Genomic DNA, 25,189 nt, shown 5'->3' with positions numbered 1-25,189 from the left:
CGGCTGCGTAATGCGCCGAACCAACCCGGAGAGACCATGAGCAAGCCCTTTCGCCTCGCCTCGAAGTTTCAGCCCGCCGGCGACCAGCCGTCGGCCATCGATGCTCTGGTGGGTGGCCTGGAGGCAGGGCTGGCCCATCAGACCCTGCTTGGGGTCACGGGCTCCGGCAAGACCTTCACCATGGCCAATGTCGTCGAGCGCCTGCAGCGCCCGACCATCGTCATGGCGCCCAACAAGACCCTGGCGGCCCAGCTCTATGGCGAATTCAAGGCGTTCTTTCCGGACAACGCCGTGGAGTACTTCGTCTCCTATTACGACTACTATCAGCCCGAGGCCTATGTGCCCTCCTCGGATACCTTTATCGAGAAGGATGCCTCGATCAACGACCATATCGAGCAGATGCGGCTCTCCGCCACCAAGGCCCTGCTCGAGCGTCGCGATGCGCTGATCGTGGTCTCGGTGTCGGCCATCTACGGTCTGGGCGACCCCGATCAGTATCTCAAGATGCGCCTGCACTTCACTCGAGGCGAGCTGATCGATCAGCGCAAGTTCCTGCGTCGTCTGGCCGAACTGCAGTACACCCGCAACGACCTCGACTTCAAGCGCGGCACCTATCGGGTGCGCGGCGATGTCATCGATATTTTCCCGGCGGACGCCGAGGATGAGGCGGTGCGCGTCGAGCTGTTCGACGACGAGATCGATTCGATCCGGCTCTTCGATCCCTTGACCGGCGAGGTGCGCGCCCAACTGCCGCGCATGACCATCTATCCCAAGTCCCACTATGTGACGCCCAGAGAAACCATTCTGGGGGCCATCGACCGGATCAAGGCCGAGCTCGCCGAGCGTCTCGAGTGGCTGAGACAGCATGAGCGGCTGGTGGAGGCCCAGCGCCTGGAGCAGCGTACCCTGTACGATATCGAGATGATGCTGGAGCTCGGCTACTGCAATGGCATCGAGAACTACTCCCGCTACCTCTCGGGCCGCAACCCCGGGGAGCCGCCGCCCACCTTCTTCGACTATCTGCCCGATGACTCCTTGCTGCTTATCGACGAGAGTCACGTCAGCGTTCCCCAGGTCGGGGGCATGTACAAGGGCGACCGCTCGCGCAAGGAGACCCTGGTGGAGTACGGCTTTCGCCTGCCCTCCGCCCTCGATAACCGCCCCATGAAGTTCGAGGAGTGGGAGGCGATCTGCCCCCAGACCATCTTCGTGTCGGCGACGCCGGGCCCCTACGAGGCCGAGCATGCCGGCAGCGTCGTGGAGCAGGTGGTGCGCCCCACCGGCCTGCTTGACCCCGAGCTGGAGGTGCGGCCGGCTACCACCCAGGTGGATGACCTGCTGTCCGAGATCCAGCTGCGTGCCGCCGCCGGCGAGAGAGTGCTGGTCACGACCCTGACCAAGCGCATGGCCGAGGATCTCACCGAGTATCTGGATGAGCATGGAGTGCGAGTGCGCTACCTGCACTCGGACATCGATACCGTGGAGCGGGTGGAGATCATACGCGACCTGCGCCTGGGCAAGTTTGACGTGCTGGTCGGTATCAACCTGTTGCGGGAGGGCCTGGATATTCCGGAGGTTTCCCTGGTGGCCATCCTGGATGCCGACAAGGAGGGCTTCCTGCGTAACGAGCGGTCGCTGATCCAGACCATCGGGCGGGCGGCCCGCAACGCCAATGGTCGCGCCATTCTCTACGCCGACCGGGTCACCGACTCCATGCGTCGTGCCATGGAGGAGACGGAGCGGCGGCGTGCCAAGCAGATCGCCTTCAACGAGGAGCACGGCATCACGCCCCAGACGGTGACCCGCTCGGTGGCGGATATTCTCGAGGCGGCCCAGACCCCCGGCAAGAAGGGCAAGGGGCGTCGCGGTGAGCGCAAGGTTGCCGAGCCGGCCGCCGTCTATGATCCCGCCGAGCTCTCGCCCCAGGAGTTGCTGCGGGAACTGACCCGAGTGGAGGACGCGATGTTCGAGGCCGCCCAGAACCTCGAGTTCGAGGAGGCCGCGCGCCTGCGCGACCGGCTGAATGATCTCAAGGAGCGTCAGCTGGCGCTGGGCTAGGTGACCGTCAGTGATGATACCGGGAATAGCTTATACCGTTATCTTGCATGGCATCACAACCTATTCGGCTCTTTGGTGGCAACAATGTCGACAGGCCGCAGGGTAGGGTATAATGCCCGCGTTTCAGCCCGCTTGCCGGCAGTGGAATATCGCCAGGATGCGGGCATGCCGACAAGCCGAGGAGCTCCTTGCCCATGACCGTGATTCGTCAGGATGACCTGATCCAGAGCGTTGCCGATGCGCTGCAGTATATCTCCTACTACCACCCCAAGGATTTCATCGATGCCATGGCACAGGCCTATGAGCGCGAGGAGAACCCTGCTGCCAAGGATGCCATCGCCCAGATCCTGATCAACTCGCGCATGTGCGCCATGGGGCACCGTCCTATCTGTCAGGACACCGGCATCGTCACCGTCTTCCTGCATGTGGGCATGAACGTTCGCTGGGAAGCCGAGATGAGCCTCGATGACATGGTCAATGAGGGCGTCCGTCGCGCCTACCGGCTCCCCGATAACGTGCTGCGTGCCTCGGTGCTGGCCGATCCCGACGGTGCCCGCCGCAATACCGGCGACAACACGCCGGCGATCATCCACCACAAGATTGTCCCCGGCGACAGCGTCGAGGTACATGTGGCCGCCAAGGGCGGGGGTAGCGAAGCGAAGTCCAAGTTCGCCATGCTCAACCCGTCCGACAGCGTGGTCGACTGGGTCATGGAGCAGCTGCCCAAGATGGGGGCAGGGTGGTGCCCCCCGGGAATGCTCGGCATCGGCATCGGCGGCACCGCGGAGAAGGCGATGGAGATTGCCAAGGAGGCGCTTCTCGACCCCATCGATATCCAGGAGTTGCAGGCTCGCGGTGCCACCAACCGTGCCGAGGAGCTGCGCCTTGAACTGTTCGATCGCGTCAACCGGAGTGGCATCGGCGCCCAGGGGCTCGGCGGCCTGACCACGGTGCTGGACATCAAGGTCAAGGATTACCCCACCCACGCGGCCAACAAGCCGGTGGCCATCATTCCCAACTGTGCCGCCACTCGCCACGCCCACTTCACCCTGGATGGCAGCGGTCCGGCCTCACTGCCGGCGCCGAAGCTCGAGGACTGGCCCGAGGTCACGCGGGAGGCAGGGGATAACGTCAGGCGCGTCGACCTCGACAACATCACGCCGGAAGAGGTGCAGACCTGGCAGCCGGGTGACACCCTGCTGCTCAACGGCAAGCTGCTCACCGGTCGCGACGCCGCACACAAGCGCATGGTCGACATGATCGCCAAGGGTGAGCCACTGCCTGTCGACATGAAGGGGCGCTTCATCTACTACGTGGGACCGGTGGACCCGGTTGGCGACGAGGTGGTGGGGCCGGCCGGCCCAACCACCGCCACCCGCATGGACAAGTTCACCCGCACCATGCTCGAGGAGACCGGCCTGATGGGCATGGTCGGCAAGGCCGAACGCGGTGAAGCCGCCATCGAGGCCATCCGCGACAACAAGGCGGTCTACCTGATGGCAGTGGGGGGCTCCGCCTACCTGGTGGCCCAGGCGATCAAGAAGGCTCGCGTGGTGGGCTTCGAGGACCTTGGCATGGAGGCCATCTATGAGTTCGAGGTGGAGGATATGCCGGTGACCGTCGCGGTCGACAGCCAGGGCACCTCGGTCCACCAGACGGGTCCCGCCAAGTGGAAGGAGATCATCGCCGAGCGCGCCTGAGGCCTGCCGGTGATCCTGGCGGCCCTGCCTCTTGGCGGGGCCGCCGTCGTTTGGGTATGCTGACCCCCCAACAAGGTGTTGCGGGAATCTCCCTCGCGAAGGCGTGGGCTCGCGCCATCACGGCCGGCGCAGCCGGTGACGAGAGTTTCTGCAGGGAGAGTTCATGACGTCCTGGCTGTTAGGGCTGGTAATCTTCACCTTCTACATGGCAGGTATCGTCTCGGCGATACTCGCGCTGCTCTCCAGTCGCACCTCCCAGGGCGCCATCGCCTGGATCCTCTCGCTTATCACGCTTCCCTACCTGGCGGTACCCGCCTACTGGATCTTCGGACAGCCGCGCTTCTACGGTTATGTCACCGCCCGGGGACAGCGCGACAGCGTGTTGCGCCGTGTGCTGGCACGCTACCGTTCGCATGTCGCCCCCTACCTGACCGATAACTCAGACCCCGATGTGCGTGCCGTGGAACAGCTGGCCCAGATGCCCATGACCAGTGGCAATCGGGCCGAGCTTCTGGTCGATGGTCAGGCGACGTTCGACAGCCTGTTCGCCGGTATCGACAGGGCCGAGGAGTATGTGCTGGTGCAGTTCTTCATCGTGCGCAACGATGCCCTGGGCCTGCAACTCAAGGAGTGCCTGCAGCGCGCCGTGGAGCGTGGCGTACGGGCCTACTTCCTGTACGACAAGATAGGCAGCCACAAGCTGAACGAGGGCTATCTGCGTGATCTCGCCGAGGCGGGGATCGAGGTCTACGCCTTTCGATCATCGCGTGGCCTGCGTCATCGCTTCCAGATCAATTTCCGCAACCATCGCAAGGTCGTGGTGGTGGATGGGAAGGAGGGCTGGGTCGGCGGCTTCAATGTCGGCATCGAATACCTGGGGCAGCATCCACGCCACGGCCCATGGCGTGATACCCATCTCAAGCTTACCGGCCCCAGCGTGCTGGGACTGCAGGAGGCGTTCTGGGAGGATTGGCACTGGGCGACCGGTGAACTGATCAACCTCTCCTGGATACCGACCACCATCTGCGAGGAGTGCCATGATGTGGTGATCGTGCCCTCGGGGCCGGCGGATACGCAAGATACCGCCAGCCTGCTGGTCCAGCATGCCATCCACAGCGCCCGAGAACGCTTCTGGGTCACCAGTCCCTACTTCGTGCCCGACCAGAGCGTGCAGGATGCACTGCGCCTGGCGGCCATGCGCGGTGTGGACGTGCGAATCATGATCCCCGAGCGCCCCGACCATCTGCTGGTGTTCCTTTCCGCCTTCTCCTTTCTGCCCGATATGTTGCGCGCCGGCGTCAGGGTCTATCGCTACCAGCCCGGCTTCCTGCATCAGAAGGTGATGCTGATCGACCAGGCGGCGGCCAGCGTCGGCACGGTTAACCTCGACAACCGCTCCTTCCGTCTCAACTTCGAGATCACGGCCTTCCTTCCGGATCGCCAGTTTGCCGCGCAGGTTGAGCAGATGCTCGAGGTGGATTTCAGTCACTGCCGCGAGATCAGCGTCGAGGAGGTCACATCGCGGCCGTTATGGCGCAAGCTGATGTCCAGGGCCGCCTACCTGATGGCGCCAATTCAGTGATATATTAATTACTTGCGGTGATCGGCGAGTCCGGTCGTTACCCTCATCATGAATCGGGAGTCACGGTGAACCTCGAGACCAAATGGCTAGAGGACTTCGTTGCCCTGGCTAACACACGCAGCTTTTCCGCCTCGGCCCGCCAGCGTCATGTGACTCAGCCCGCCTTCAGTCGCCGTATTCGCTCCCTGGAGCAGGCTGTCGGGGCCACGCTGGTCGACCGTTCCACCACGCCGGTCGGGCTGACCCCTGAAGGGCAGCTATTCCTGATCACGGCGCGCAACCTGGTCGAGCAGCTCAACGAGAGCCTGGGGCATCTGCGGGGCCTGGCCATGGCCAACGAAGCACTGGACATCGTTGCCGCCCACTCCCTCGCATTGAGCTTCTTTCCGCCCTGGATCTCGCGTCTGCAGCAGGGCATCGGCGAGCTTCCCACGCGACTGGTGGCCATGAACGTGGGGGAGGCCATCCATGTGCTGCGCGAAGGCAACTGTGATCTAATGCTGGCCTATCACGACTCCCACGCCACCATGCAGCTGGACTCCGAGGTGTTTCCCTCGTTCTCCATCGGGCAGGTCAAGATGGCACCGGTGTGTCTACCGGACGAGGAGGGTGAGCCGCGTTTCCCCCTGCAGGCCGAGGAGCCGATTCCCTACCTCTCCTATACCCGAGCCGCCTTCCTGGGGCGCAGCGTACGCATGCTGCTCAAGAACGACCCCCTGCGACTGCGGCTGCGCACCGTCTACGAGACCGCCATGGCGGAAGGGCTCAAGGGCATGGTGATGCAGGGGATGGGGCTGGCCTGGATTCCCGACTTCTGTATCCGCGAAGAGCTAAGAGATGGCCGGCTGGTCCGGGCCGGCGACGAGAAGTGGGACATCCCGCTGGAGATACGTCTCTATCGCTGCTCCCTGGTACACAAGCCCGGGGTCGAGAAGCTCTGGAAGCAGATGCAGAAACTGCCGCGCGACTTTCTTCAGGGCTGACTAAAACAGGGATCGATCTACAACAGGGTTCGACTCTTTCACGACTCACGGCATGCCGAAATCGGCAGGCAGTCCCAGGAAGTCCTGAATGATAAAGAAGTGATCCTCGAACAGGCTCTCCGGATCGAGATCGGCCAGCGCCACCCAGCGTGCATGATCGCCACCCTGTACCGGCTTGAGACGAGGCAGCTGCTGTTCGGGGCGAAGGGCGAAGTAGAAGGCCTCGGCCAGTGTTCGCCCCCGCCAGCTGCGATGCGGCTCGTCGAACAGGCGCTGGCCCCGCAACGACCCCTTGAGCACCGGTTCCGGCACCTTGAGGCGCACCCGCTCGCGTAGCTCCCGCAGGCACGCATCCAGCAGCCGCTCGTGAGGGTTGATGAAGCCCCCCGGCAGGGCGTAGAGCCCCTTGCCGGGCGCCGATGTGCGCCTGACCAGCAGCACATGCCCCGACTGCACGACCACCGCGTTGACGGTAACGAAGATGGGCGGGTAGGGCGCCTGGGCCCAGGCGCTGCGATATTGATCGAGCAGTACCTGCTCCTCGATCAGCTGACGGTAGTCATTGCCGGCGCAGAAGGCGTGGAGGGTGTCGATGACGCCGGGTGGCAGGTCGTGGAAGGCCCCGGTACTGAGGTAGTCGCCGGCCGACGGGCTGGAGTGGAATAGCCGTTCGCGGATCTGGCTGGCGGAGATCCCCTCCACCAGCGGCACGCTCACCGACTCCCATTGAGGAAACAGCGCCAGGTAATAACTGGACTGGCCGCGGCTGGCCCCGATCAGCCCGATACGCGGCAGGCGCGCTCCCTGGGGGCTGGCAATATCACGCACCTTGCGTTGTACATCACGCACCCAGACATCATTGTTGTAGAGGGCGTCGAGCAGTGGCACCACGGCCAGCCGCTCATTCTCCTCGGCATCGAAGGCACTGCGCAGCATGGCGCTGCGCTCGTCGAAGCGCCACGGATTGCGAAGCGAGCGCGCCTGCCAGGCCGACCCCACCATCACGATCACCTGCCTGGCACGCTTCAGGGCCTCATGGATGACCGCGAGATGCCCCAGATGGGGCGGCTGGAAGCGGCCGATAAAGACCAGGCAGTCGAAATCGGGGCTATCGGAAATGGCGTCCGTGCAAGGGGTCATGGCAGGCCTGTGATGGAGTGATCCAACCATTATGTTAGCCACCCCGATGGCTTGCAATGTACCGGGAACGGACGAGACGCCCGGGGCGGGGTTCGGCTATCCTGTGACTACATCACAGCGAAGCAAGGAAGTTCGATGTTTGAAGCGAAAGAGCTGTCGCTCGCCCGGATCAAGACCGAGGTGATCTTCTGGTGGCGAGTGACGCGGGGGGCGGTCCAGCTATGGCTTGAACGCAACGCGTTCAGCTACGCGGGTTCGCTGGCCTTCTACACGCTATTTTCCCTGGCGCCCACCATCATCATCGCGGTCACCGTGATCGGCCTGGTGCTTGGCGAGGAGGCGGCCCATGGCCAGGTGGTGGCTCAGCTACAGGGCACCATGGGGCATGATACCGCCGCGGCCATCGAGGCTGCCGTCGCCCAGTCGCGCATCGAGGAGTCGGGGCTGCTGCCCAGCCTGCTGGGGGTAGGGGCCCTGCTGGTGGGTGCCACCACCGTGTTCGCCCAGATGCAGTTCTCGCTGAATACCATCTGGGGAGTGACCGCACGCCCCAGCGCCAACAGCGCCCTGGTATTTATCAAGAATCGTCTGCTGTCGCTGACCGTGGTGCTCTCCATCGGCTTCATCCTGCTGGTGTCGCTGGTACTTGGCGTCATGCTGCGCGCTACCCTGCAGGCCGCCGACACGCTGCTGCCCTATGTGGGAGCGCTGACCACCGGGGCCGAATTCCTGGTCTCGCTGGTGATCATTTCGCTGCTGTTCGCGACCATCTTCAAGGTGCTTCCCGATGTAGTGCTGAGCTGGCGAGACGTCATAGTAGGAGCCGTGGTCACGGCACTGCTGTTTGCGGTAGGCCGGTCGATGATCGCCCTCTATCTCTCTCACACGGCCACCGCCTCCACCTATGGAGCGGCAGGGTCGGTGGTGATGATCCTGCTCTGGGTGTATTACTCTTCTCTAATACTTTTGTTCGGGGCGGCCTTTACTCGCTGTCACCTAATTGCGAGAGGCAGGCCCCTGGTGCCCCGGGTAACCGCCGTGGAGGTCAAGCGCGAACTGCTGGAGAGTGTTCGAGGCGACGCCGAAGGTCCAGCAAGCAAGAGCCTGGAAAGCGAAAACCCGGCGGGAAAGAGCCCGTCGGCCTAGTCAGCCAGCCCCCAGATCGCGACCTGAGCCATTCATCTGGGTCATGACCTCAGCGGCTGGCCGCGATGAGGCCCGGCTGGTAGAAAAGGGCATCATAGATGTATCGACAAGGAGCGCGTCATGGAGACGACCTGCGTAAAGGCCCTGGTGACCGGCAAGGTTCAGGGCGTCTGGTATCGCCGTGCCACCCAGGAGCAGGCGCTGCAGCAGGGCCTGACCGGCCATGCGGTCAATCTGCCCGACGGCCGGGTGGAGGTGCTGCTTTGCGGCCGACCCGAAGCGGTCCGGGAGGTCGGTGAGTGGCTCTGGAGGGGCCCGGAGCATGCCCGGGTTACCCATGTGGAGTTCAATGTTGTCGAGACGCATGCCCCGGATGACTTTCGTACCGGCTAGGCGGGAGATTGACGGCTCAGGCAAGTACCTCCGCGATCCAGTCGCTGACGGCCTGGCCTTCGACCCCGACGCACACATCCACCAGCGGAGTGCGTGACCAGCGCTCCTCGATAAAACCACGTCCCTCGGGTGCGAAGAGTGTCTGGCCTTCGGCGTTCCCCTCGGTCACCACCGAGAGGTGGCCGCGTGAGGTGGTGAACAGCTCCGGGCGCAGCAGCCAGGCCAGGGCGCAGCTATCGTGGGGGCAGCAGCCGTCGATGCCCAGAGCCGACTGATAGAAGTCGCGATAGAAGGCGTAACTGCCTGCCAGCACCCGGCCAAGTTCGCCCTGGCCGGCTTCGATCCGCGCCATATGGGCCGGAGTCAGCACGCAGCGATGGGTGACATCCAGGCCCACCAGGGTCAACGGCCAGCCAGCGGTAAGCACCCGAGCCGCGGCATCCGGGTCATTGAACATGTTGGCTTCGGCCACGGGGGTCACATTTCCCCCTTCACGGATGGAGCCCCCCATAACGACCACGCCCTTCACCTTGTCGACAAGAGTCGGGTCGAGCTGTAACGCCGCGGCCAGATTGCCCAGGGGGCCAACGGCGACCAGGGTCACCTCTCCAGGGCGCTCATTCACCGTATCGACGATGAACTGCGCGGCACATCGACTTTCCGCTCGACCGCTTACCATCGGCAGCGTGATATTGCCCAGGCCGTTGGCGCCATGAATATGGGCGGGAGGGGCATGGCGCGGCTTGATCAGTGGTGCCGCGGCGCCCTGGGCCACGGGAATCTCGCGCCCGGCCAGCTCGGCGAGCAGCAGGGCATTGTGGGTGGCGGTCTCGACATCCACGTTGCCGTAGGTGGTCGTCATGCCAAGCAGGTCGATCTCCGGGTGGCGCAGCGCAATGGCGATGGCCTGGGCATCGTCCACGCCCGGGTCGGTATCGAAGATGATGGAGTGGGTCACATTACTCTCCGGGTTTACGGGGTTTGAGGGTCGACGGGGGCATCGGGGGAGACAGGGGCCTGTTGCAGGGCGCGCTGGACTTCATCGAGGGTGGGGATGCTCTCCGCAGCGCCGGACCGCTGCACCCCGAGGGCCGCGGCGGTAGCGGCATGACGCAGGCAGTCGTCGATCGACCTGCCAGCCTGAAGCGCCGCCAGGTAGTAGCCGATGAAGGTGTCGCCGGCCGCGGTGGTGTCGACGGCCACGACCGGTAGCGCCGGCTGATGTCGGCACGTGCCGTGTCGCTGGTGCCAGGCGCCTTCTCCCCCCAGGGTCAGTACTATCTCGGCCTCGGGCAGTCGCTGTGCCAGGGCGTCGAGCAGCGCCTGGGCACGGCTCTCCACGGGGAGCCCGACGAGCAGGGCGGCCTCCGTGCGGTTGACGAAGAGCAGTGAGCACAGATGAAGCGGGAGCCGAGCCACATTGTCATCCATGGGCGCCGGGTTGAAGGCTACCTTCAGCCCATGCTCAACGGCCAGGGGGATCAGCGTCTCGAGGCCGCTGCATTCGTTCTGCAGCAGCAACCAGTCGCCCGGCTGGGTGGTGGCGACGAGTGTGGCCAGCTCCTGCTGGGTGGTGCCATGGTTGGCCCCCGAGAACAGGATGATGGCGTTCTCGCCTCGGTCATCGACCTGGATGATGGCGTGGCCGCTGGGCCCATCGAGCAGCGTCACATGCTCGACGTCGACGCCGGCCCGGGACAGGGCGTCACGAGCCCAGACATCCTGCCGCCCCAGGCGACCCCAGTGGCTGACTGTACCGGCGGCCCGGGCCATGGCCAGTGACTGGTTGGCGCCCTTGCCACCCAGCCCTACGCTGTAGTCATGGCTCGCCAGTGTCTCCCCCGGTGTCACCAGGTGGGGCACGCGATAGACATGATCGAGGTTGATGGAGCCGAAGTTATAGCAGTGGAACCGAGGGGCGCTGTCGCCCCGGGCCTCGCCTGGTGAGTCGTCGAGCCGCTGCATGATCACTGCCCCCGCTTCCAGTCACTCAGGTTGTTGGCCGTCAGTGTCACCACATTCTGGCGTGCCTCGGGGGTGATCCAGGCATTGTGGGGCGTGACGATCAGGTTGAGCGGTTCATTCAAGGCATCGAGCAGCGGGTGGCCATCACGAGGTGGCTCCTCGGGGAGCACATCGACCGCCAGCCCGCCGAGGCGCCCCTCGCGAAGGGCCGTCAGGGCCGCTACCTCGTCGATGATGCCGCCTCGGGCACAGTTGATCAGCAGGGCGCCGGGCTTGACCCTGGCCAGCAGATCGCCACCCACTAGGTGGTGGGTCGCTTCATTGAGTGGGCAGTGCAGGCTGATGGCGTCGACCTCCGGGGCCAGTTCGGCGAGGCCGGGACGCTGATCCTGAGCCTCGTTGCCAGGCCTGGCGGTGAAGGTCACCCGCATGCCCAGGGCCTCGGCGAGCTGGGCCACGCGCCCCCCCAGCTCCCCCTGCCCGACAATGGCCAGATGCTTCCCTTCGAGCTGCAGGGTGCGATGATCCATCAGGCAGAAGAAGGGGCTCTCGTTCCAGCGACCTGCCGTCACATCGCGCCCGTAGAGCGGCAGGCGATTGGCCAGGGTCAGCAGCATCATCAGGGTGTGCTGGGCGACGCTGGCGGTGCCGTAACCCGTCACGTTCCTGACCTCTATCCCCAGGCGCCGAGCCGTGGCCATGTCGATATTGTTGGTGCCCGTGGCCAGCACGCAGATCAGTTTCAGGGAGGGCAGCGCCTCAATTGTCGTGGCATCCAGGACCACCTTGTTGACGATGGCGACCTCGGCGTCTGCCAGCCTGGTCTGGGCCTCGTGAGTGGTGCTGCGCTGGTGCACCACCAGCTCGTCTACCTGTTCGTGAAGGGGAGCGAGGTCGATATCAGGACCGAGGCTTGCGGCATCGAGAAGGACGGCTTTCATTACAGGTTTCCTCGTTGGATGAGGGGCGCCTTGCCCGCACAGGTATGAGGCGCGCTATAATAGCGCGCTTTGGCAGGCTTGGAAGTCGCCACACTCGGCCCCATATCCATTGGGGTCGGGCCGGGCCCGACCGCGTCCTGAACTGGGTAGTGACGATTTGGAGTGATCAAACCATGCCCATCTACGAATACGAGTGCAAGGCTTGCGGCCATCGCCTCGAAAAGCTTCAGAAGTTGAGCGCCGAGCCGTTGACCGACTGTCCCGCCTGCACGACCTCGGCGCTGACCCGCCTGGTCTCCGCTGCCGGCTTCCGCCTGGCCGGTGACGGTTGGTACGAGACCGACTTCAAGTCCGGCAACAAGAAGAACCTTGCCGATGATGGCGGCGCCTCCTCGGGCGCCACGCCAGACTAGCAGGATGGGGTGGCGGCCCTCGGGCCCGCCACCCCCTAGCGGTTCGACCCCCTAACTCGAACACTATTTGACTTACACCACGCAACAGAACAGGACACGACATGCGCAGCCATTATTGCGGCCAGCTCAACGAGACCCTGGTGGACCAGACGGTCACCCTGTGCGGCTGGGTTCACCGCCGCCGTGACCACGGGGGCGTGATCTTCCTCGACATGCGCGATCGTGATGGTATCGCCCAGGTCGTGGTCGACCCCGACACCGCCGAGGCCTTCGCCAATGCCGACCGCGCCCGCAGCGAGTTCGTGCTGCGCATCCATGGCCGCGTGAGGCTGCGCCCCGAGGGCACGCAGAACCCCAACATGCCCACCGGCATGATCGAGGTGCTGGCCAAGCAGGTGGAGGTCCTCAATACCGCCGCCACGCCGCCGTTCCAGCTCGACGAGCACGGCAAGGTGGGCGAGGAGGTGCGTCTCAAGCACCGTTATATCGACCTGCGTCGCCCCGAGATGATCGACAAGCTGCGTCTGCGCTCACGCATCTCTCACAGCGTGCGGGCCTACCTCGAGGGGCAGGGCTTCCTCGACATCGAGACCCCGATCCTGACCCGCGCCACCCCCGAGGGTGCCCGTGACTATCTGGTGCCGAGCCGTACCCATGCGGGCAGCTTCTTCGCGCTGCCCCAGTCGCCACAGCTCTTCAAGCAGCTGCTGATGGTGGCGGGTTTCGATCGCTACTACCAGATCGCCAAGTGCTTCCGCGACGAGGACCTGCGCGCCGACCGTCAGCCGGAGTTCACCCAGATCGACCTCGAGGCCTCCTTCGTGGAGGAAGAGGACATCATGGGCATCACCGAGGCGATGATTCGCCAACTCTTCCAGGACGTGCTCGGCGTGGAGCTTCCCGACTTCCCGCGGATGACCTGGCAGGAGGCGATGAACCGCTACGGCTCCGACAAGCCCGATCTGCGTATTCCGCTCGAGCTTACCGACGTCGACGACCTGATGAAGCAGGTCGACTTCAAGGTCTTCTCCGGCCCGGCCAGTGCCGACGACGGTCGCGTGGCCGCCCTGCGGGTGCCGGGCGGAGCCAAGCTTTCCCGCAAGGAGATCGACGAGTACACCAAGTTCGTCGGCATCTACGGCGCCAAGGGGCTGGCCTGGATCAAGGTCAACGAGCGTGCCAAGGGCCTCGAGGGACTGCAGTCGCCCATCGTCAAGTTCATGGAAAACGTGGTCGAGGAGCTGCTCGAGCGGGTGGGTGCCGAGGATGGCGACATCATCTTCTTCGGTGCCGACAAGGCACGCATCGTCAACGAGGCGATCGGTGCGCTGCGGGTCAAGCTGGGTGAGGATCTCGACCTCTATACCCAGCAGTGGTCGCCGCTGTGGGTGGTGGATTTTCCCATGTTCGAGGCCGACGACAATGGCCGCCTGAGCCCGTTGCACCACCCCTTCACCTCACCGGCCTGCAGCCCCGAGGAGCTCAAGGAGAACCCCGCCGAGGCGCTCTCGCGTGCCTATGACATGGTGCTCAACGGCACCGAGCTGGGCGGCGGCTCCATTCGTATCCATGATCAGGCGATGCAGCGCCAGGTCTTCGAGATCCTCGGCATCGGCGAAGAGGAGGCTCGCGAGAAGTTCGGCTTCCTGCTCGACGCCCTCCAGTACGGTGCTCCGCCCCACGGCGGCCTGGCCTTCGGTCTCGACCGGCTGGTGATGCTGATGACCGGCGGGCGTACCATCCGCGAGGTGATCGCCTTCCCCAAGACCCAGAGCGCGGCCTGCCTGATGACCGACGCCCCGGGCGAGGTCAGTGGCGACCAGCTCAAGGAGCTCAATATCCGCCTGCGGCAGAAGGCGAGGGCGGAGACCGCCGGCGAGTAACGGCGGCTGCGACCCGAAGTGATCACACCGGCGCCCGAGGGGCGCCGGTGTCATGTTGAAGCTAAGGAGAAGAGCATGGCTGGGCACAGCAAGTGGTCCAACATCAAGCACCGCAAGGCGGCTCAGGACGCCAAGCGCGGCAAGATCTTCAATAAGCTGATTCGTGAACTGACCGTGGCCGCGCGCCAGGGTGGCCCGGACCCGGCGGATAACCCGCGTCTGCGCGCCGCCGTCGACAAGGCGCTCTCCAGCAATATGGCCAAGGACACCGTGCAGCGCGCCATCGATCGTGGCGCCGGCAATATCGACGGCGACGCCATGGAGGAGTGCATCTACGAAGGCTATGGACCGGAGGGGGTGGCGGTGATGGTCGAGTGCCTCACCGATAACCGCAACCGTACCGTCTCCGAGGTGCGACACGCCTTCAACAAGAGTGGTGGCAACCTCGGCACCAGTGGCTCGGTGGCTTTCATGTTTCACAAGCAGGGGCGCCTGGCGCTCCCCGCGGGCCTCTCGGAAGAGGCGGTGATCGAGGCCACCCTGGAGGCCGAACCCGAGGATATCGTGACCCTGGAGGACGACAGCCTGGAGGTGGTCACCAGCCCCGATGCGTACCATGAGGTCAAGGAGGCCCTGATCGAGGCAGGGATGACGCCGGAACGCAGTGAGCTGGGGCTGTTCCCGGAGACTACCACGCCCATTGCCGACGAGGAGTTGGCCCGCAAGGTGATCCGGCTGATCGATATGCTCGAGGACCTGGATGACGTCCAGAATGTCACCACCAACGCGGAGTTTGACGATGCCGTGCTCGATGCCATCGACTGAGGCCGACTCATGCTGATACTCGGCATCGATCCCGGCTCGCGCATCACCGGCTATGGTGTGCTGGATGTGGCGAGCGCCACGCCGCGCTATGTGGCCAGTGGCTGCATTCGCATTCGTGCCGACGACCTGGCCCAGAAGCTCGCCCAGGTCTATGCCGGCGTTGCCGAGTTGATCGCCGTACACCGTCCTGTCGAGTTCGCCATCGAACAGGTGGTGATGTCGAAGAATGCCGACTCCGCCCTGAAGCTGGGCCAGGCGCGAGGCACCGCCATCGTGTGTGCCGCCAACCACGGGTTGGCGGTGAGCGAATATGGGCCTCGCCAGATCAAGCAGGCGGTCACCGGGTCGGGACGCGCCGACAAGTTCCAGGTCCAGCATATGGTCACCGCCATACTGGGGCTCTCCGCGACGCCCCAGGCCGATGCCGCGGATGCCCTGGCCATTGCTCTGACCCACGCCCATGCGCGTCGGGGCCTGTTGACCAGCGGTAGCTTCGGAGGTCATCGCAGCCGGCGAAAGGGCACTTCCTGGCGAGACTTTCGCCCCTGACACTGTCGTCATGTGGCGACGTGATTGATGTTCTCGAACGCCGTTCTGCTGGACTGGTCAGCCCTGTGACCGACCAGTATAGTGGCGGCATCGACGGCCTCTGCCGTCTTCCCTGATGCAAGGATACGACTTTCGATGATCGGACGCCTGCGAGGTACGCTTCTCGATAAACAGCCCCCCTGGCTGGTGGTGGATGTGGCCGGCGTCGGCTATGAGCTGGAAGCGTCCATGACCACACTGGTGGCGCTGCCGGCCGCCGGCGAAACGATTTCTCTCTACACGCACCTCACCGTCCGTGACGATGCCCACCTGCTGTATGGCTTTCTGCGCGAGCAGGAGCGCACCCTGTTCCGCGCCCTGATCAAGGTCAATGGGGTGGGGCCCAAGCTGGCCTTGGCGATTCTCTCGGGCATGGATGAGGGCGCCTTTCGGCGCTGTGTTCTGGATGATGACATCAAGTCCCTGACACGACTCCCCGGAGTCGGCAAGAAGACCGCCGAGCGGTTGATCATCGAGATGCGCGACCGTTTCCCCCATTGGGAGGCTCCCGAGGCCGCCCTGTGGGACGGGGGGGGGGACGTGCCTCCCGGGGGCTCACCAAGGGACACGCTGGCCGACGCCGAAGCGGCGCTGGTCAGCCTCGGCTACAAGCCGGCCGAGGCATCCAGGATGCTCGCCGGCCTGGAGGGCGAGCCCTCCACCGAGGCCATGATAAAGGCGGCCCTCAGCCGTCGGATGGCGGGGTAGCGCCATGCTGGAGAGCGACCGCCTGATCGCCGCCGACGTCCGCGAAGGAGAAGAGCCCGTCGACCGCGCCATCCGTCCCAAGCGGTTGACCGACTACATCGGTCAGCCTCGGGTGCGCGAACAGCTCGATATCTTTATCGGAGCGGCTCGCGGGCGCAGCGAGAGTCTCGACCACACCCTGATCTTCGGCCCCCCGGGGCTCGGCAAGACGACGCTGGCCAATATCATTGCCGAGGAGATGGGGGTCGGGCTCAAGTCGACCTCCGGGCCGGTGCTGGAGCGCGCCGGCGACCTTGCCGCCATGCTCACCAACCTCGAGCCCGGTGATGTGCTGTTTATCGACGAGATCCACCGCCTCTCGGCGGTGGTGGAAGAGATTCTGTATCCCGCCATGGAGGACTTCCAGCTCGATATCGTGATCGGAGAGGGGCCGGCGGCGCGCTCCATCAAGCTCGACCTGCCTCCCTTCACCCTGGTCGGCGCCACCACCCGGGCGGGGCTTCTCACCTCACCGCTGCGCGACCGCTTCGGCATCGTTCAGCGGCTTGAGTTCTATGCCATCGAGGAGCTCACCGAGATCGTGGCCCGCTCGGCTCGCCTGATGGGGGTCGATGCCGACCCGGAGGGTGCCCTCGAGGTGGCACGTCGCTCCCGCGGCACGCCGCGTATCGCCAATCGGCTGTTGCGCCGGGTGCGCGACTATGCCGAGGTTCGCGGCAATGGCCATATCGATGCCGCCATCGCCGATCGTGCCCTGGACATGCTTCACGTGGACCAGCATGGCCTCGACCATATGGATCGCCGCCTGCTGGTCGCGATGATCGAGAAGTTCGATGGGGGGCCGGTGGGGGTGGACTCCCTGGCCGCCGCCATCGGCGAGGAGCGGGACACCATCGAAGACGTGATCGAGCCCTACCTGATCCAGCAGGGGCTGATGATGCGCACCGCCCGTGGCCGAGTCGTTACTCGTCAGGCCTGGCAGCATTTCGGCCTGGCCCCTTCGGCGGATGCCGAGGATGCGACGGGGGAGACGCGGCCATGAGCGGGTTTCGCTTCCCGGTACGGGTCTATATCGAGGACACCGATGCCGGCGGTATCGTCTACTACGTCAATTACCTCAAGTACATGGAGCGGGCACGCAGCGAGTGGCTGCGCGCCCGGGGCATCACCCAGCATGAGCTGTTCGAGAGCGGCGTGCAGCTGGTGGTCCATCGTCTCGAGTGCCGCTACCTCTCGTCTGCCAGGCTGGATGACGCCCTCGAGGTGAGTGCCGATGTGCTGACCGCAGGACGTGTTCGGCTGCAGTTCGAGCAGCGGGTGACCCGCCACGGGGAACCTCTGTGCGAAGCCCGGGTCGACATCGCCTGTATCGATGCCAGACGCCACAGGCCGATCCCCTGGCCGGCCCCGCTCGCCGAGCTGCTGCATCCCACTACTGCTCAATCTCAAGCCTGACGAGGATTCCCGTGAACGACGCCATGTCCATCCCCCATCTGATCATGAACGCCAGCACCGTGGTGCAGCTGGTCATGCTGCTGCTTACGGTGGGCTCGATCCTGTCGTGGGTCGTGATCTTCCAGCGCACCTTCATGATGCGCCGCGCCCGCAAGGCTCATCGCGGCTTCGAGGATCGTTTCTGGTCCGGAGTCGACCTCAACGAGCTCTATCGCGAGGTGCCCCCGGAGCAGGAGACCCAGGGGGCCGAGCATATCTTTCGCGCCGGCTTTCGCGAGTTCAACCGTCTGATGCCCAAGACCCGCAGCCCCCAGGCGATCCTCGATGGCGTCCAGCGCAGCATGCGCGTGGCCTGGTCCCGAGAGGAGGAGCGGCTCAACCTGCACCTGGTGTTCCTCGCCACCGTGGCCTCGGCCAGTCCCTATATCGGCCTGTTCGGCACGGTATGGGGCATCATGGGCTCCTTCCAGTCACTCTCCATGGCCCAGCAGGCGACCCTCTCCACCGTCGCCCCCTGGATTGCCGAGGCGCTGATAGCCACCGCCATGGGTCTGTTTGCCGCCATCCCGGCGGTGGTCTTCTACAACCGGCTCTCCGCCGAATCGGGTCGACTGCTGGGCAAGTACGAGGATTTCGCCGAGGAGTTCCACTCCATCCTACACCGCAACTTGCAGGGTCGGTCCGACGCCGGCGGTGCCTGAGGGAGTTACGTCATGCATGGACCCTTTCATCGCGGGGGAGCCCGCAAGCCCCTGGCCGAGATCAATGTGGTTCCCTTTATCGACGTCATGCTGGTGTTGCTGGTGATCTTCATGATCACCGCGCCGATGCTGACTCAGGGGGTAGACGTCGACCTGCCTCAGGTGACCTCGGAGCCCATCGATCCTCCGGAAGATAGTGACCCCATCATCGTGTCGGTGGATCGCGAGGGTCAGCACTATCTCTCCATCGGTGGCGACGAGACCGCCATGCCTCTCGAGGAGCTGGCCGATCGCGTGATCATCCTGCTCGAACGCAAGCCCGGCACCCCGGTGATGGTGCGCGGTGATCGCAACGTCTCCTATGGGCAGGTGGTGACCCTGATGGGCACGTTGCAGACTGCCGGCGTCGGTAGCGTCGGCCTGATCTCCGAGCCGCCGAGTGGGGAGGAGTAACCTCACCATGGCCAGACGACAGGCTCGAGTAGGCTATGGCATACCGACGCTGCTGGCGGTGGGGCTGCATGTGCTGGTGTTGCTGGTCAGTGTGATCAGCCTGCCGACCAGGGAACATGAACCCAGCCCCTCGTCGATTGTTCAGGCGACCCTGGTCAGTACCGAGACGGTCACCGACCAGGCCCAGCGTGCCGAAGAGGCGCGTCAGCGTGCCCTGGCCAGGCAGGCGGCCGAAGAAGCGGCCGCCCAGGAGGAGCAACGCCAGGCGGCGGAAGAGGCGGCCACCCAGGAGGCACAGCGCCAGTCCGACCGGGCCGCCGATGAGCAGGCGCGCCAGGCCGCCGAACTCGAAGCGGCACGGCGTGCCGAGGAGGCGGAAGCCGAGACGCGTCGCCTCGAAGAGCAGCGTGACGCCGAGGAAGAGGCTCAACGCGAACGCGAAGCCGAAGAGCAGGCCCGGCGTGAACAGGAAGCAGAGGCGCAGCGCCAGCGCGAGGAGGAGGCCGCCCGACAGCGCGAGGCCGAGGAGCAGGCCCGGCGTGAGCAGGAAGCCGAGGCGCAACGACAGCGTGAGGAGGAGGCCGCCCGACAGCGCGAGGCCGAGGAGCAGGCCCGGCGTGAGCAGGAAGCCGAGGCGCAGCGCCAGCGCGAGGCCGAGGAGCAGGCCCGGCGTGAACAGGAAGCCGAGGCGCAGCGCCAGCGCGAGGCCGAGGAGCAGGCCCGGCGTGAACAGGAAGCCGAGGAGCAACGCCAGCGCGAGGAGGAGGCCACCCGACAGCGTGAGGCCGAGGAACAGGCCCGGCGTGAACGCGAAGCCGAGGAGCGACGCCAGCGTGAGGCGGAGGAGCAGGCCCGCCTGGCTCGTGAGCAGGCCGAGGCCGAGATGCAGCGCTTGATCGAGGGGGCGGACGAGCGTGTCGCCAATGCGCAACAGGGGCAGCAGGCCGCCAACGACTTTATTGCCCTGGTGCGCCGGGCCGTGGAGCAGGCCTGGCGCATTCCGCCCAATGTCGCCTCCGGAACAACGGCCGAGATCTCGGTGCGGCTCGGCCCCTCCGGGGAGCTGTTCGCCGCCGAGATTTCTCGCTCCAGTGGCGACAGTGCCTTCGATCGATCCGCCGTGCAGGCCGTCGAGGCCGCCGAGCCATTCGCCGAACTGCGACAGTTGCCAGCCGGCGTGCAACGCGATTACCGTGAATTCAATCTGCGCTTCAGACCGGGAGACGTACGCTGATGAAATCCTTGATGACTGCCTGGCTGACCGCCGCCTTGCTGCTGGTGGGTCAGCTTGCCCAGGCCGACCTGACCATCGAGATCACACGGGGTAACGAGAGTGCCACGCCCATCGCCGTGGTGCCCTTCGCGGGCACCGAGGGGCTGCCCGAGGACGTGGCCCAGGTGGTTCACGACGATCTCGAGCGCAGCGGTTATTTCGAGCCGCTACCGCGCCGTCAGATGATGGACCAGCCGACCAGTGCCGATGAGGTACGCTACGGAAACTGGAAGGCCCTGGACGCTCGCTACCTGGTGGTGGGCAGCGCCACGCAGGAGGGCGAGGGCTATCGGCTGCGCTTCGAACTGATGGATGTCAGTGGCGAGAGGCGCATGCTCGGCGAGGAGGTCTCCGTCAGCGCGGCTGAGCTGCGGGGTGCTGGCCATTACATCAGCGATCAGATATTCGAGGCCATCACCGGAATCCGTGGCGCCTTCTCCACCCGCATTGCCTATGTCACCTCTCAGGGTGTCGGTGACGACATGCAGTTCGCCCTCTATGTGGCCGATGCCGATGGCCACAACAGCCAGCAGGTGCTGAGTTCCCCACAGCCGATCCTGTCACCGGCCTGGTCACCGGATGGTCGCAAGCTGGCCTATGTCTCCTTCGAGACCGAGCGGTCGGCGATCTATGTGCAGGATATCGAAACGGGAAAGCGGGCGCGTATCAGCTCCTTCACCGGCATCAACGGGGCACCGGCCTGGTCTCCCGACGGCCAGCGCCTGGCGATGTCGCTCTCCAAGGATGGCCAGCCGGAGATCTATGTGATGGATATCGGTTCGCGCAACCTGCAGCGCATCACCAATGACTCGGCCATCGATACCGAGCCCTCCTGGGCACCGGACGGACGCAGCCTGGTATTTACCTCCGACCGCAGTGGCGGCCCCCAGCTCTATCGTCATGACCTGGCCAGCGGGGAGCAGAAGCGCCTCACCTTCACCGGCAACTACAATGCCCGTGGGCGCTTCTCGCCAGATGGCGAGGTGCTGTTCTTGATCCACCGCTCCAGCAACGGTTATCAGGTCGCTCGTCAGGACCTGGGGAGCGGTCGCCTGGTGACGCTGAGCGACTCGCGCTGGGACGAGTCGCCCAGTGTTGCACCCAACGGGACCATGGTAATCTTCGCCACCCAGCAGGGTAACAGCGGGGTGCTGGGGGCGGTTACCGCGGATGGGCGCGCCTCCTTCCGGCTACCCTCCGCTCAGGGTGATGTGCGCGAACCCGCATGGTCACCTTTCATGAACTGATCCTTCAGGAGTATGAAACGATGCAATTCAAGCCCTATGCCCGCTCCCTGGCGGTCGCCCTGTCGCTGGCCCTGGTGGCTGGCTGCTCCAGCACCGGCGGAACCCAGGATGGCACCATGGACGGTACCCGCGATGGCAGCGGCGTCAGCAGCAGTGGCGTGAGTGATGGCCGCACCAGTGGCTCCGGTTACGGTGGCACTGCCGGACAGCAGTCCGATGGACGCATGCCGCAGCAGCGCACGGTCTACTTCGAGTTCGACAGCGACCGCATCCGCAGCGAGTTCGAGCCGGTCCTGGCCGCTAATGCCCGCTATCTTCGCGAGAATGGCAATGCGCGCGTGGTACTCCAGGGGCATACCGACGAGCGCGGAACCCGCGAGTACAACATGGCGCTGGGCGAGCGACGCGCTCGCTCCGTGGAGAAGTTTCTCTCCGTGCAGGGGGTTTCTCCCTCCCAGGTCGAGGTCGTCAGCTACGGCGAGGAGCGCCCTGCGGCGCGTGGCCAGAATGAACAGGCCTTCGCCCAGAACCGTCGGGTCGTGTTCGCCTACTGAGGCGACACCCCGAGACGAGGGAGACACAGATGGAACACGGTCTGAAGAGGCTGTGCGGTGCGGGAGCCCTGGTGCTCCCGCTCTCCGTAGGGGTCCCCGCCCTGGCGCAGCAGCCAGTGGTCGAGGACCTGACCGCGCAATCCAGCACGTTTTACCAGCAGACGGATACCCGTGAGGCCGCGGGCGGCAGTCTGGTGATCTTCAACCAGGTGCAGGAACACCAGGAGGAGCTGCGCCGACTGCGTGGCCAGGTCGAGGAGTTGCGCCATCAGCTCGAGCAGCTTCGCGGCCAGACCCGACAACAGTATATGGATCTCGAGGATCGACTGGCCTCGGTTTCGGCCGGCATGAGTCGGCCAGCGCTGGAGGAGGAGGCGCGCGACGAGCGCCCCGACGACGAGGCTGGCGGGAATCGGAAGGACGAAGAGGCCGGCACGGCGTCACCGAATGCCGAGGACCCCGATGCCCAGGCGGCCTACCAGAAGGCCTTCTCCAGCGTTCAGGCGCGTGAGTTCGACAGGGCCATCGCCGCCTTCGAGCGTTTTGTCGGCAGTTACCCCGAGAGCCGCCTGACGCCCAATGCCCACTACTGGCTGGGTGAGCTGCACGCCGCCGAGGGCCGCCTGGAGCCCGCCGAGGCCGCCTTCCGTACCGTTCTTGACGACTACCCGGAGAGCAACAAGGTGCCCGACGCCCTCTACAAGCTGGGGCTGCTCAAGGCCCGCATGGGCCAGCCGGACGCCAGCCGAGAGCTGCTCGAACGGGTTCGCGAGGCGCACCCCGAGAGCACCGCGGCGGGGCTGGCCGGCGACTTCCTGCGGCAGTCCGGTAACTGACTCATCGAGGAGACTCCATGACCATCTGCAAGATCGACTATCAGGCGCCGAGTGGACTGCTGAATGACCGCGTGATTCTGGTGACCGGTGCCGGTGACGGGATCGGCCGTGCCGCGGCCCTGACCTATGCCCGACACGGCGCGACGGTCATCCTGCTGGGACGCACCATCGCCAAGCTGGAGACGGTCTACGACGAGATCGAGGCCGCCGGTGGCCCGCAACCGGCGATCTTTCCGCTGAACTTCGAGGGTGCCACCCTCAAGGACTATCAGGATATGGCCGACACTCTGGACAAGGAGTTCGGTCGCCTGGACGGGATCCTCCACAACGCCGGGCTGCTCGGTCGCATCACGCCCTTCGAGCAGTACAATCCCGAGCTCTGGGAGCAGGTCATGCAGGTCAACATCAATGGGCCGATCGCAATGACCCAGGCGCTGCTGCCCCTGCTCAAGAGCTCCGCGGATGCCTCGGTGATCTTTACCTCCTCCAGCGTGGGCAGGAAGGGGCGCGCCTACTGGGGAGCCTATGCGGTTTCCAAGTTCGCCACCGAAGGCTTCGTCGAAGTGCTTGCCGATGAGCTCGAGCACCTGGGCTCGGTGCGGGTCAACAGCCTCAATCCCGGCGCGACGCGTACCCAGATGCGCCGTAATGCCTACCCGGGTGAGGATCCTGACACCCTGCGCACCCCGGAGGAGATCATGCCTAGCTACCTGTGGCTGATGGGGCCCGACAGTCGTGGGCATAACGGCGAAAAGTTCGACGCCCAGCCACCGAAGGCCTGAATTCACGTATCACACGCGCGGCGTGCGCAACTCCCGACTCAGCGCCGCTGCCAGCTCCTCGCCGGTCTCGAACCAGAGGTCGGCCGGCCAGCGACGATAGTCGTCACCCTCCTCGATATACCCCCAGCCCACTGCCACGGCGGTCATGTCGGCGGCCCTGGCCGCCTGCATGTCCCGCAGATGGTCGCCGATGTACCAGCAGCGTGACGGAGGCGTATCCAGGCGGCGAGCCGCCGCCAGCAGCGGCGCCGGGTCCGGTTTCTTGACCGGCAGGTCATCGGCACACAACAGTGCACCCGGCTTCAGCGCCAGGCTCTCCACCAGGGGGGCGGCATAGGCTCGCGGCTTGTTGGTGACGATGCCCCAGGGGGCCCCCTCCGCCTCCCAGGCGGTGAGCAGCGGGGCAAGCGGCGCAAAGACCCGGCTCTCGGCGGCCACGGCCTCGCCGTAGGCGGCGAGCAGGAAGCTGCGTGCCTCATCGTGTCCCGGCACCTCCCGAGCCAGCCCCAGGGCTAACTCGACCAGGGCGCTGCCACCGTTGGAGACCTGGGCACGGATGATCGGGTAGGGGAGGGCGTCGAGGCCATGATGTGCCCGCAGGGCATTGGTGGCCCGCGCCAGGTCCGGTGCGGTATCCACCAGGGTGCCGTCGAGATCGAAGAGCAGGGCGCTCGGACGAGAGATCGGCATCATGTTTCCTCGCGTCGGCAGTGCATCAGGTAGTTGACCGAGACATCGGTCGGGTGCAGACGATAGCGGCGGCTCAGGGGGTTGTAGACCAGCCCGCTCTGCTCCCGGACCTCGAGTCCCGCCTGTCGACACCAGCCGGCCAGTTCGGCGGGGCGAATGAACTTGGCATAGTCATGTGTGCCTCGGGGCAGCATGCGCAGCAGATACTCCGCTCCGACCACGGCCAGGGCTAGCGCCTTGGGGTTGCGATTGAGCGTCGAGAAGAACACCTGCCCGCCGGGCTTGACCAGGGTCGCACAGGCACGCACCACGGAGCCGGGGTCCGGCACGTGCTCGAGCATCTCCAGACAGGTCACCACATCGAAGCTTGCCGGCGCCTCCTCGGCCAGGGCCTCGACGCTGACCCGCCGATAGTCGATCTCAAGCCCCTGCTCCTCGGCGTGCAGCCGCGCCACGCCCAGCGGCGCCTCACCCAGGTCGATGCCGATGACATCGGCGCCGCGGTGGGCCATGCCCTCGCTGAGGATGCCGCCGCCACAGCCCACATCCAGTACCCGCCGCCCGGCCAGGCCGGCGCGTGCATCGATGAAGTCGAGGCGCAGCGGATTGATGTCGTGCAACGGCTTGAACTCTCCGGTGCTGTCCCACCAGCGCTCCGCCAGGGCCTCGAACTTGGCGATCTCGCCGGGATCCATGTTCTCCGCTTTCGACTGCGTTGCACCCATTCGCTCTCTCCAGGTTGATAAGGGTGTGGTCGGTATCGCAGCGGTGGCAGGCTGCGATGAGTCCGGTATCATGAATATCATTCTACCCGTTCCCGGCGGCGACTTCCCCATGGCGCGGCGCCGCAGTGAACGCCACATCGCGACCCTC

At 65.2% G+C, this 25,189-nt stretch carries 26 protein-coding genes; 20 read left to right on the top strand and 6 right to left on the bottom strand.

The features are described 5' to 3' along the window. Positions 1-36 precede the first annotated feature (36 nt). The 4 genes from uvrB (at position 37) to RM463_RS00615 (ending at position 6,323) form a co-directional block, all read left to right on the top strand. Positions 37-2,058, top strand: a complete 2,022-nt coding sequence (gene uvrB, locus RM463_RS00630; RefSeq protein ID WP_195687074.1) for an excinuclease ABC subunit UvrB — start codon at positions 37-39, stop codon at positions 2,056-2,058. Positions 2,059-2,252: 194 nt separating this feature from the next. Then, a complete protein-coding gene (locus RM463_RS00625; protein ID WP_311428552.1) occupies positions 2,253-3,758 on the top strand; it encodes a fumarate hydratase in 1,506 nt (501 codons plus the stop codon). A 163-nt stretch (positions 3,759-3,921) separates the two neighbouring features. Further along, positions 3,922-5,340, top strand: coding sequence for a cardiolipin synthase (cls, locus tag RM463_RS00620; protein WP_195687072.1), 1,419 nt, complete (start codon positions 3,922-3,924; stop codon positions 5,338-5,340). A gap of 65 nt (positions 5,341-5,405) precedes the next feature. After that, a complete protein-coding gene (locus RM463_RS00615; RefSeq protein ID WP_195687071.1) occupies positions 5,406-6,323 on the top strand; it encodes a LysR substrate-binding domain-containing protein in 918 nt (305 codons plus the stop codon). A gap of 45 nt (positions 6,324-6,368) precedes the next feature. On the opposite strand, the gene RM463_RS00610 is transcribed toward RM463_RS00615, so the two are convergent. Then, on the bottom strand, positions 6,369-7,463 hold the full coding sequence (locus RM463_RS00610) for a bifunctional nicotinamide-nucleotide adenylyltransferase/Nudix hydroxylase (protein ID WP_311428551.1): 1,095 nt from the start codon (positions 7,461-7,463) through the stop codon (positions 6,369-6,371). A gap of 135 nt (positions 7,464-7,598) precedes the next feature. Here RM463_RS00610 and RM463_RS00605 point away from each other — a divergent pair, with 135 nt between their 5' ends. Then, entirely contained in the window at positions 7,599-8,609 is a 1,011-nt protein-coding gene (locus RM463_RS00605; protein ID WP_311428550.1) for a YihY/virulence factor BrkB family protein, read from the top strand. 120 nt (positions 8,610-8,729) lie between these two features. Then, the gene (locus RM463_RS00600) at positions 8,730-9,002 is read left to right on the top strand and encodes an acylphosphatase (RefSeq protein ID WP_195687068.1); all 273 of its coding nucleotides are present in this window, start codon (positions 8,730-8,732) and stop codon (positions 9,000-9,002) included. A 16-nt stretch (positions 9,003-9,018) separates the two neighbouring features. Here RM463_RS00600 and RM463_RS00595 read toward each other — a convergent pair whose 3' ends face one another. The 3 genes from RM463_RS00595 to RM463_RS00585 are packed head-to-tail and all read right to left on the bottom strand — an operon-like array spanning position 9,019 to position 11,908. Then, positions 9,019-9,960: a nucleoside hydrolase gene (locus RM463_RS00595; protein WP_311428549.1), complete on the bottom strand. Its 942-nt coding sequence runs from the start codon at positions 9,958-9,960 to the stop codon at positions 9,019-9,021. A gap of 14 nt (positions 9,961-9,974) precedes the next feature. Next, positions 9,975-10,967 carry a ribokinase gene (locus RM463_RS00590; RefSeq protein ID WP_311428548.1) on the bottom strand — a complete coding sequence of 331 codons (993 nt, stop codon included), beginning with the start codon at positions 10,965-10,967 and terminating at the stop codon, positions 9,975-9,977. A gap of 2 nt (positions 10,968-10,969) precedes the next feature. Then, entirely contained in the window at positions 10,970-11,908 is a 939-nt protein-coding gene (locus RM463_RS00585) for a D-2-hydroxyacid dehydrogenase (protein ID WP_311428547.1), read from the bottom strand. 173 nt (positions 11,909-12,081) lie between these two features. Here RM463_RS00585 and RM463_RS00580 point away from each other — a divergent pair, with 173 nt between their 5' ends. From RM463_RS00580 to RM463_RS00515, 14 genes are all read left to right on the top strand, one after another. After that, on the top strand, positions 12,082-12,321 hold the full coding sequence (locus RM463_RS00580) for a zinc ribbon domain-containing protein (protein WP_299232816.1): 240 nt from the start codon (positions 12,082-12,084) through the stop codon (positions 12,319-12,321). A gap of 101 nt (positions 12,322-12,422) precedes the next feature. After that, a complete protein-coding gene (aspS, locus tag RM463_RS00575; protein WP_311428546.1) occupies positions 12,423-14,204 on the top strand; it encodes an aspartate--tRNA ligase in 1,782 nt (593 codons plus the stop codon). A 75-nt stretch (positions 14,205-14,279) separates the two neighbouring features. After that, positions 14,280-15,029: a YebC/PmpR family DNA-binding transcriptional regulator gene (locus tag RM463_RS00570; protein WP_311428545.1), complete on the top strand. Its 750-nt coding sequence runs from the start codon at positions 14,280-14,282 to the stop codon at positions 15,027-15,029. Between the two features lie 9 nt (positions 15,030-15,038). Then, positions 15,039-15,578, top strand: coding sequence for a crossover junction endodeoxyribonuclease RuvC (gene ruvC, locus RM463_RS00565; RefSeq protein ID WP_311428544.1), 540 nt, complete (start codon positions 15,039-15,041; stop codon positions 15,576-15,578). A 135-nt stretch (positions 15,579-15,713) separates the two neighbouring features. Continuing rightward, positions 15,714-16,325, top strand: a complete 612-nt coding sequence (gene ruvA / locus RM463_RS00560) for a Holliday junction branch migration protein RuvA (RefSeq protein WP_311428543.1) — start codon at positions 15,714-15,716, stop codon at positions 16,323-16,325. Between the two features lie 4 nt (positions 16,326-16,329). Next, positions 16,330-17,367 carry a Holliday junction branch migration DNA helicase RuvB gene (gene ruvB, locus RM463_RS00555; protein ID WP_311428542.1) on the top strand — a complete coding sequence of 346 codons (1,038 nt, stop codon included), beginning with the start codon at positions 16,330-16,332 and terminating at the stop codon, positions 17,365-17,367. Beyond that, on the top strand, positions 17,364-17,780 hold the full coding sequence (gene ybgC / locus RM463_RS00550) for a tol-pal system-associated acyl-CoA thioesterase (protein ID WP_311428541.1): 417 nt from the start codon (positions 17,364-17,366) through the stop codon (positions 17,778-17,780). The genes ruvB and ybgC overlap by 4 nt, the downstream gene beginning before the upstream one ends. Before the next feature lie 11 nt (positions 17,781-17,791). Continuing rightward, positions 17,792-18,481 (top strand): protein TolQ, encoded by a 690-nt coding sequence (tolQ, locus tag RM463_RS00545; protein ID WP_161422725.1) that lies wholly within the window; start codon positions 17,792-17,794, stop codon positions 18,479-18,481. A 12-nt stretch (positions 18,482-18,493) separates the two neighbouring features. Beyond that, a complete protein-coding gene (gene tolR, locus RM463_RS00540) occupies positions 18,494-18,934 on the top strand; it encodes a protein TolR (RefSeq protein WP_195687572.1) in 441 nt (146 codons plus the stop codon). Positions 18,935-18,941: 7 nt separating this feature from the next. Continuing rightward, positions 18,942-20,168, top strand: a complete 1,227-nt coding sequence (gene tolA, locus RM463_RS00535; RefSeq protein ID WP_311428540.1) for a cell envelope integrity protein TolA — start codon at positions 18,942-18,944, stop codon at positions 20,166-20,168. Further along, on the top strand, positions 20,168-21,454 hold the full coding sequence (gene tolB / locus RM463_RS00530; protein ID WP_195687570.1) for a Tol-Pal system beta propeller repeat protein TolB: 1,287 nt from the start codon (positions 20,168-20,170) through the stop codon (positions 21,452-21,454). Before tolA ends, tolB begins: the two co-directional genes overlap by 1 nt. 20 nt (positions 21,455-21,474) lie before the next feature. Further along, on the top strand, positions 21,475-22,008 hold the full coding sequence (gene pal / locus RM463_RS00525) for a peptidoglycan-associated lipoprotein Pal (protein WP_311428539.1): 534 nt from the start codon (positions 21,475-21,477) through the stop codon (positions 22,006-22,008). 29 nt (positions 22,009-22,037) lie between these two features. After that, on the top strand, positions 22,038-22,844 hold the full coding sequence (gene ybgF, locus RM463_RS00520; protein ID WP_195687568.1) for a tol-pal system protein YbgF: 807 nt from the start codon (positions 22,038-22,040) through the stop codon (positions 22,842-22,844). A 17-nt stretch (positions 22,845-22,861) separates the two neighbouring features. After that, on the top strand, positions 22,862-23,626 hold the full coding sequence (locus tag RM463_RS00515; RefSeq protein ID WP_311428538.1) for a YciK family oxidoreductase: 765 nt from the start codon (positions 22,862-22,864) through the stop codon (positions 23,624-23,626). A 9-nt stretch (positions 23,627-23,635) separates the two neighbouring features. On the opposite strand, the gene RM463_RS00510 is transcribed toward RM463_RS00515, so the two are convergent. Then, a complete protein-coding gene (locus RM463_RS00510) occupies positions 23,636-24,316 on the bottom strand; it encodes an HAD-IA family hydrolase (protein ID WP_311428537.1) in 681 nt (226 codons plus the stop codon). Further along, positions 24,316-25,041 carry a bifunctional 2-polyprenyl-6-hydroxyphenol methylase/3-demethylubiquinol 3-O-methyltransferase UbiG gene (ubiG, locus tag RM463_RS00505; RefSeq protein ID WP_311428536.1) on the bottom strand — a complete coding sequence of 242 codons (726 nt, stop codon included), beginning with the start codon at positions 25,039-25,041 and terminating at the stop codon, positions 24,316-24,318. The genes RM463_RS00510 and ubiG overlap by 1 nt, the downstream gene beginning before the upstream one ends. Positions 25,042-25,189: the final 148 nt, after the last annotated feature.

This window comes from Halomonas sp. LES1 (genome assembly GCF_031846005.1).
GTDB lineage: Bacteria > Pseudomonadota > Gammaproteobacteria > Pseudomonadales > Halomonadaceae > Halomonas.
This window is presented reverse-complemented; position numbering and strand designations above follow the sequence as displayed.

What these genes read in the sequence shown, in the direction of transcription:
- ruvA (WP_311428543.1), top strand. Translation starts at nt 15,714, where the DNA reads ATGATCGGACGCCTGCGAGGTACGCTTCTCGATAAACAGCCCCCCTGG.
- ybgC (WP_311428541.1), top strand. Translation starts at nt 17,364, where the DNA reads ATGAGCGGGTTTCGCTTCCCGGTACGGGTCTATATCGAGGACACCGAT.
- cls (WP_195687072.1), top strand. Translation starts at nt 3,922, where the DNA reads ATGACGTCCTGGCTGTTAGGGCTGGTAATCTTCACCTTCTACATGGCA.
- RM463_RS00610 (WP_311428551.1), bottom strand. Translation starts at nt 7,463, where the DNA reads ATGACCCCTTGCACGGACGCCATTTCCGATAGCCCCGATTTCGACTGC.
- ybgF (WP_195687568.1), top strand. Translation starts at nt 22,038, where the DNA reads ATGGAACACGGTCTGAAGAGGCTGTGCGGTGCGGGAGCCCTGGTGCTC.
- RM463_RS00605 (WP_311428550.1), top strand. Translation starts at nt 7,599, where the DNA reads ATGTTTGAAGCGAAAGAGCTGTCGCTCGCCCGGATCAAGACCGAGGTG.
- tolB (WP_195687570.1), top strand. Translation starts at nt 20,168, where the DNA reads ATGAAATCCTTGATGACTGCCTGGCTGACCGCCGCCTTGCTGCTGGTG.
- ubiG (WP_311428536.1), bottom strand. Translation starts at nt 25,041, where the DNA reads ATGGGTGCAACGCAGTCGAAAGCGGAGAACATGGATCCCGGCGAGATC.
- RM463_RS00510 (WP_311428537.1), bottom strand. Translation starts at nt 24,316, where the DNA reads ATGCCGATCTCTCGTCCGAGCGCCCTGCTCTTCGATCTCGACGGCACC.
- pal (WP_311428539.1), top strand. Translation starts at nt 21,475, where the DNA reads ATGCAATTCAAGCCCTATGCCCGCTCCCTGGCGGTCGCCCTGTCGCTG.
- RM463_RS00590 (WP_311428548.1), bottom strand. Translation starts at nt 10,967, where the DNA reads ATGCAGCGGCTCGACGACTCACCAGGCGAGGCCCGGGGCGACAGCGCC.
- RM463_RS00580 (WP_299232816.1), top strand. Translation starts at nt 12,082, where the DNA reads ATGCCCATCTACGAATACGAGTGCAAGGCTTGCGGCCATCGCCTCGAA.
- tolA (WP_311428540.1), top strand. Translation starts at nt 18,942, where the DNA reads ATGGCCAGACGACAGGCTCGAGTAGGCTATGGCATACCGACGCTGCTG.
- tolR (WP_195687572.1), top strand. Translation starts at nt 18,494, where the DNA reads ATGCATGGACCCTTTCATCGCGGGGGAGCCCGCAAGCCCCTGGCCGAG.
- uvrB (WP_195687074.1), top strand. Translation starts at nt 37, where the DNA reads ATGAGCAAGCCCTTTCGCCTCGCCTCGAAGTTTCAGCCCGCCGGCGAC.
- ruvC (WP_311428544.1), top strand. Translation starts at nt 15,039, where the DNA reads ATGCTGATACTCGGCATCGATCCCGGCTCGCGCATCACCGGCTATGGT.
- RM463_RS00600 (WP_195687068.1), top strand. Translation starts at nt 8,730, where the DNA reads ATGGAGACGACCTGCGTAAAGGCCCTGGTGACCGGCAAGGTTCAGGGC.
- RM463_RS00585 (WP_311428547.1), bottom strand. Translation starts at nt 11,908, where the DNA reads ATGAAAGCCGTCCTTCTCGATGCCGCAAGCCTCGGTCCTGATATCGAC.
- RM463_RS00570 (WP_311428545.1), top strand. Translation starts at nt 14,280, where the DNA reads ATGGCTGGGCACAGCAAGTGGTCCAACATCAAGCACCGCAAGGCGGCT.
- RM463_RS00625 (WP_311428552.1), top strand. Translation starts at nt 2,253, where the DNA reads ATGACCGTGATTCGTCAGGATGACCTGATCCAGAGCGTTGCCGATGCG.
- aspS (WP_311428546.1), top strand. Translation starts at nt 12,423, where the DNA reads ATGCGCAGCCATTATTGCGGCCAGCTCAACGAGACCCTGGTGGACCAG.
- RM463_RS00515 (WP_311428538.1), top strand. Translation starts at nt 22,862, where the DNA reads ATGACCATCTGCAAGATCGACTATCAGGCGCCGAGTGGACTGCTGAAT.
- ruvB (WP_311428542.1), top strand. Translation starts at nt 16,330, where the DNA reads ATGCTGGAGAGCGACCGCCTGATCGCCGCCGACGTCCGCGAAGGAGAA.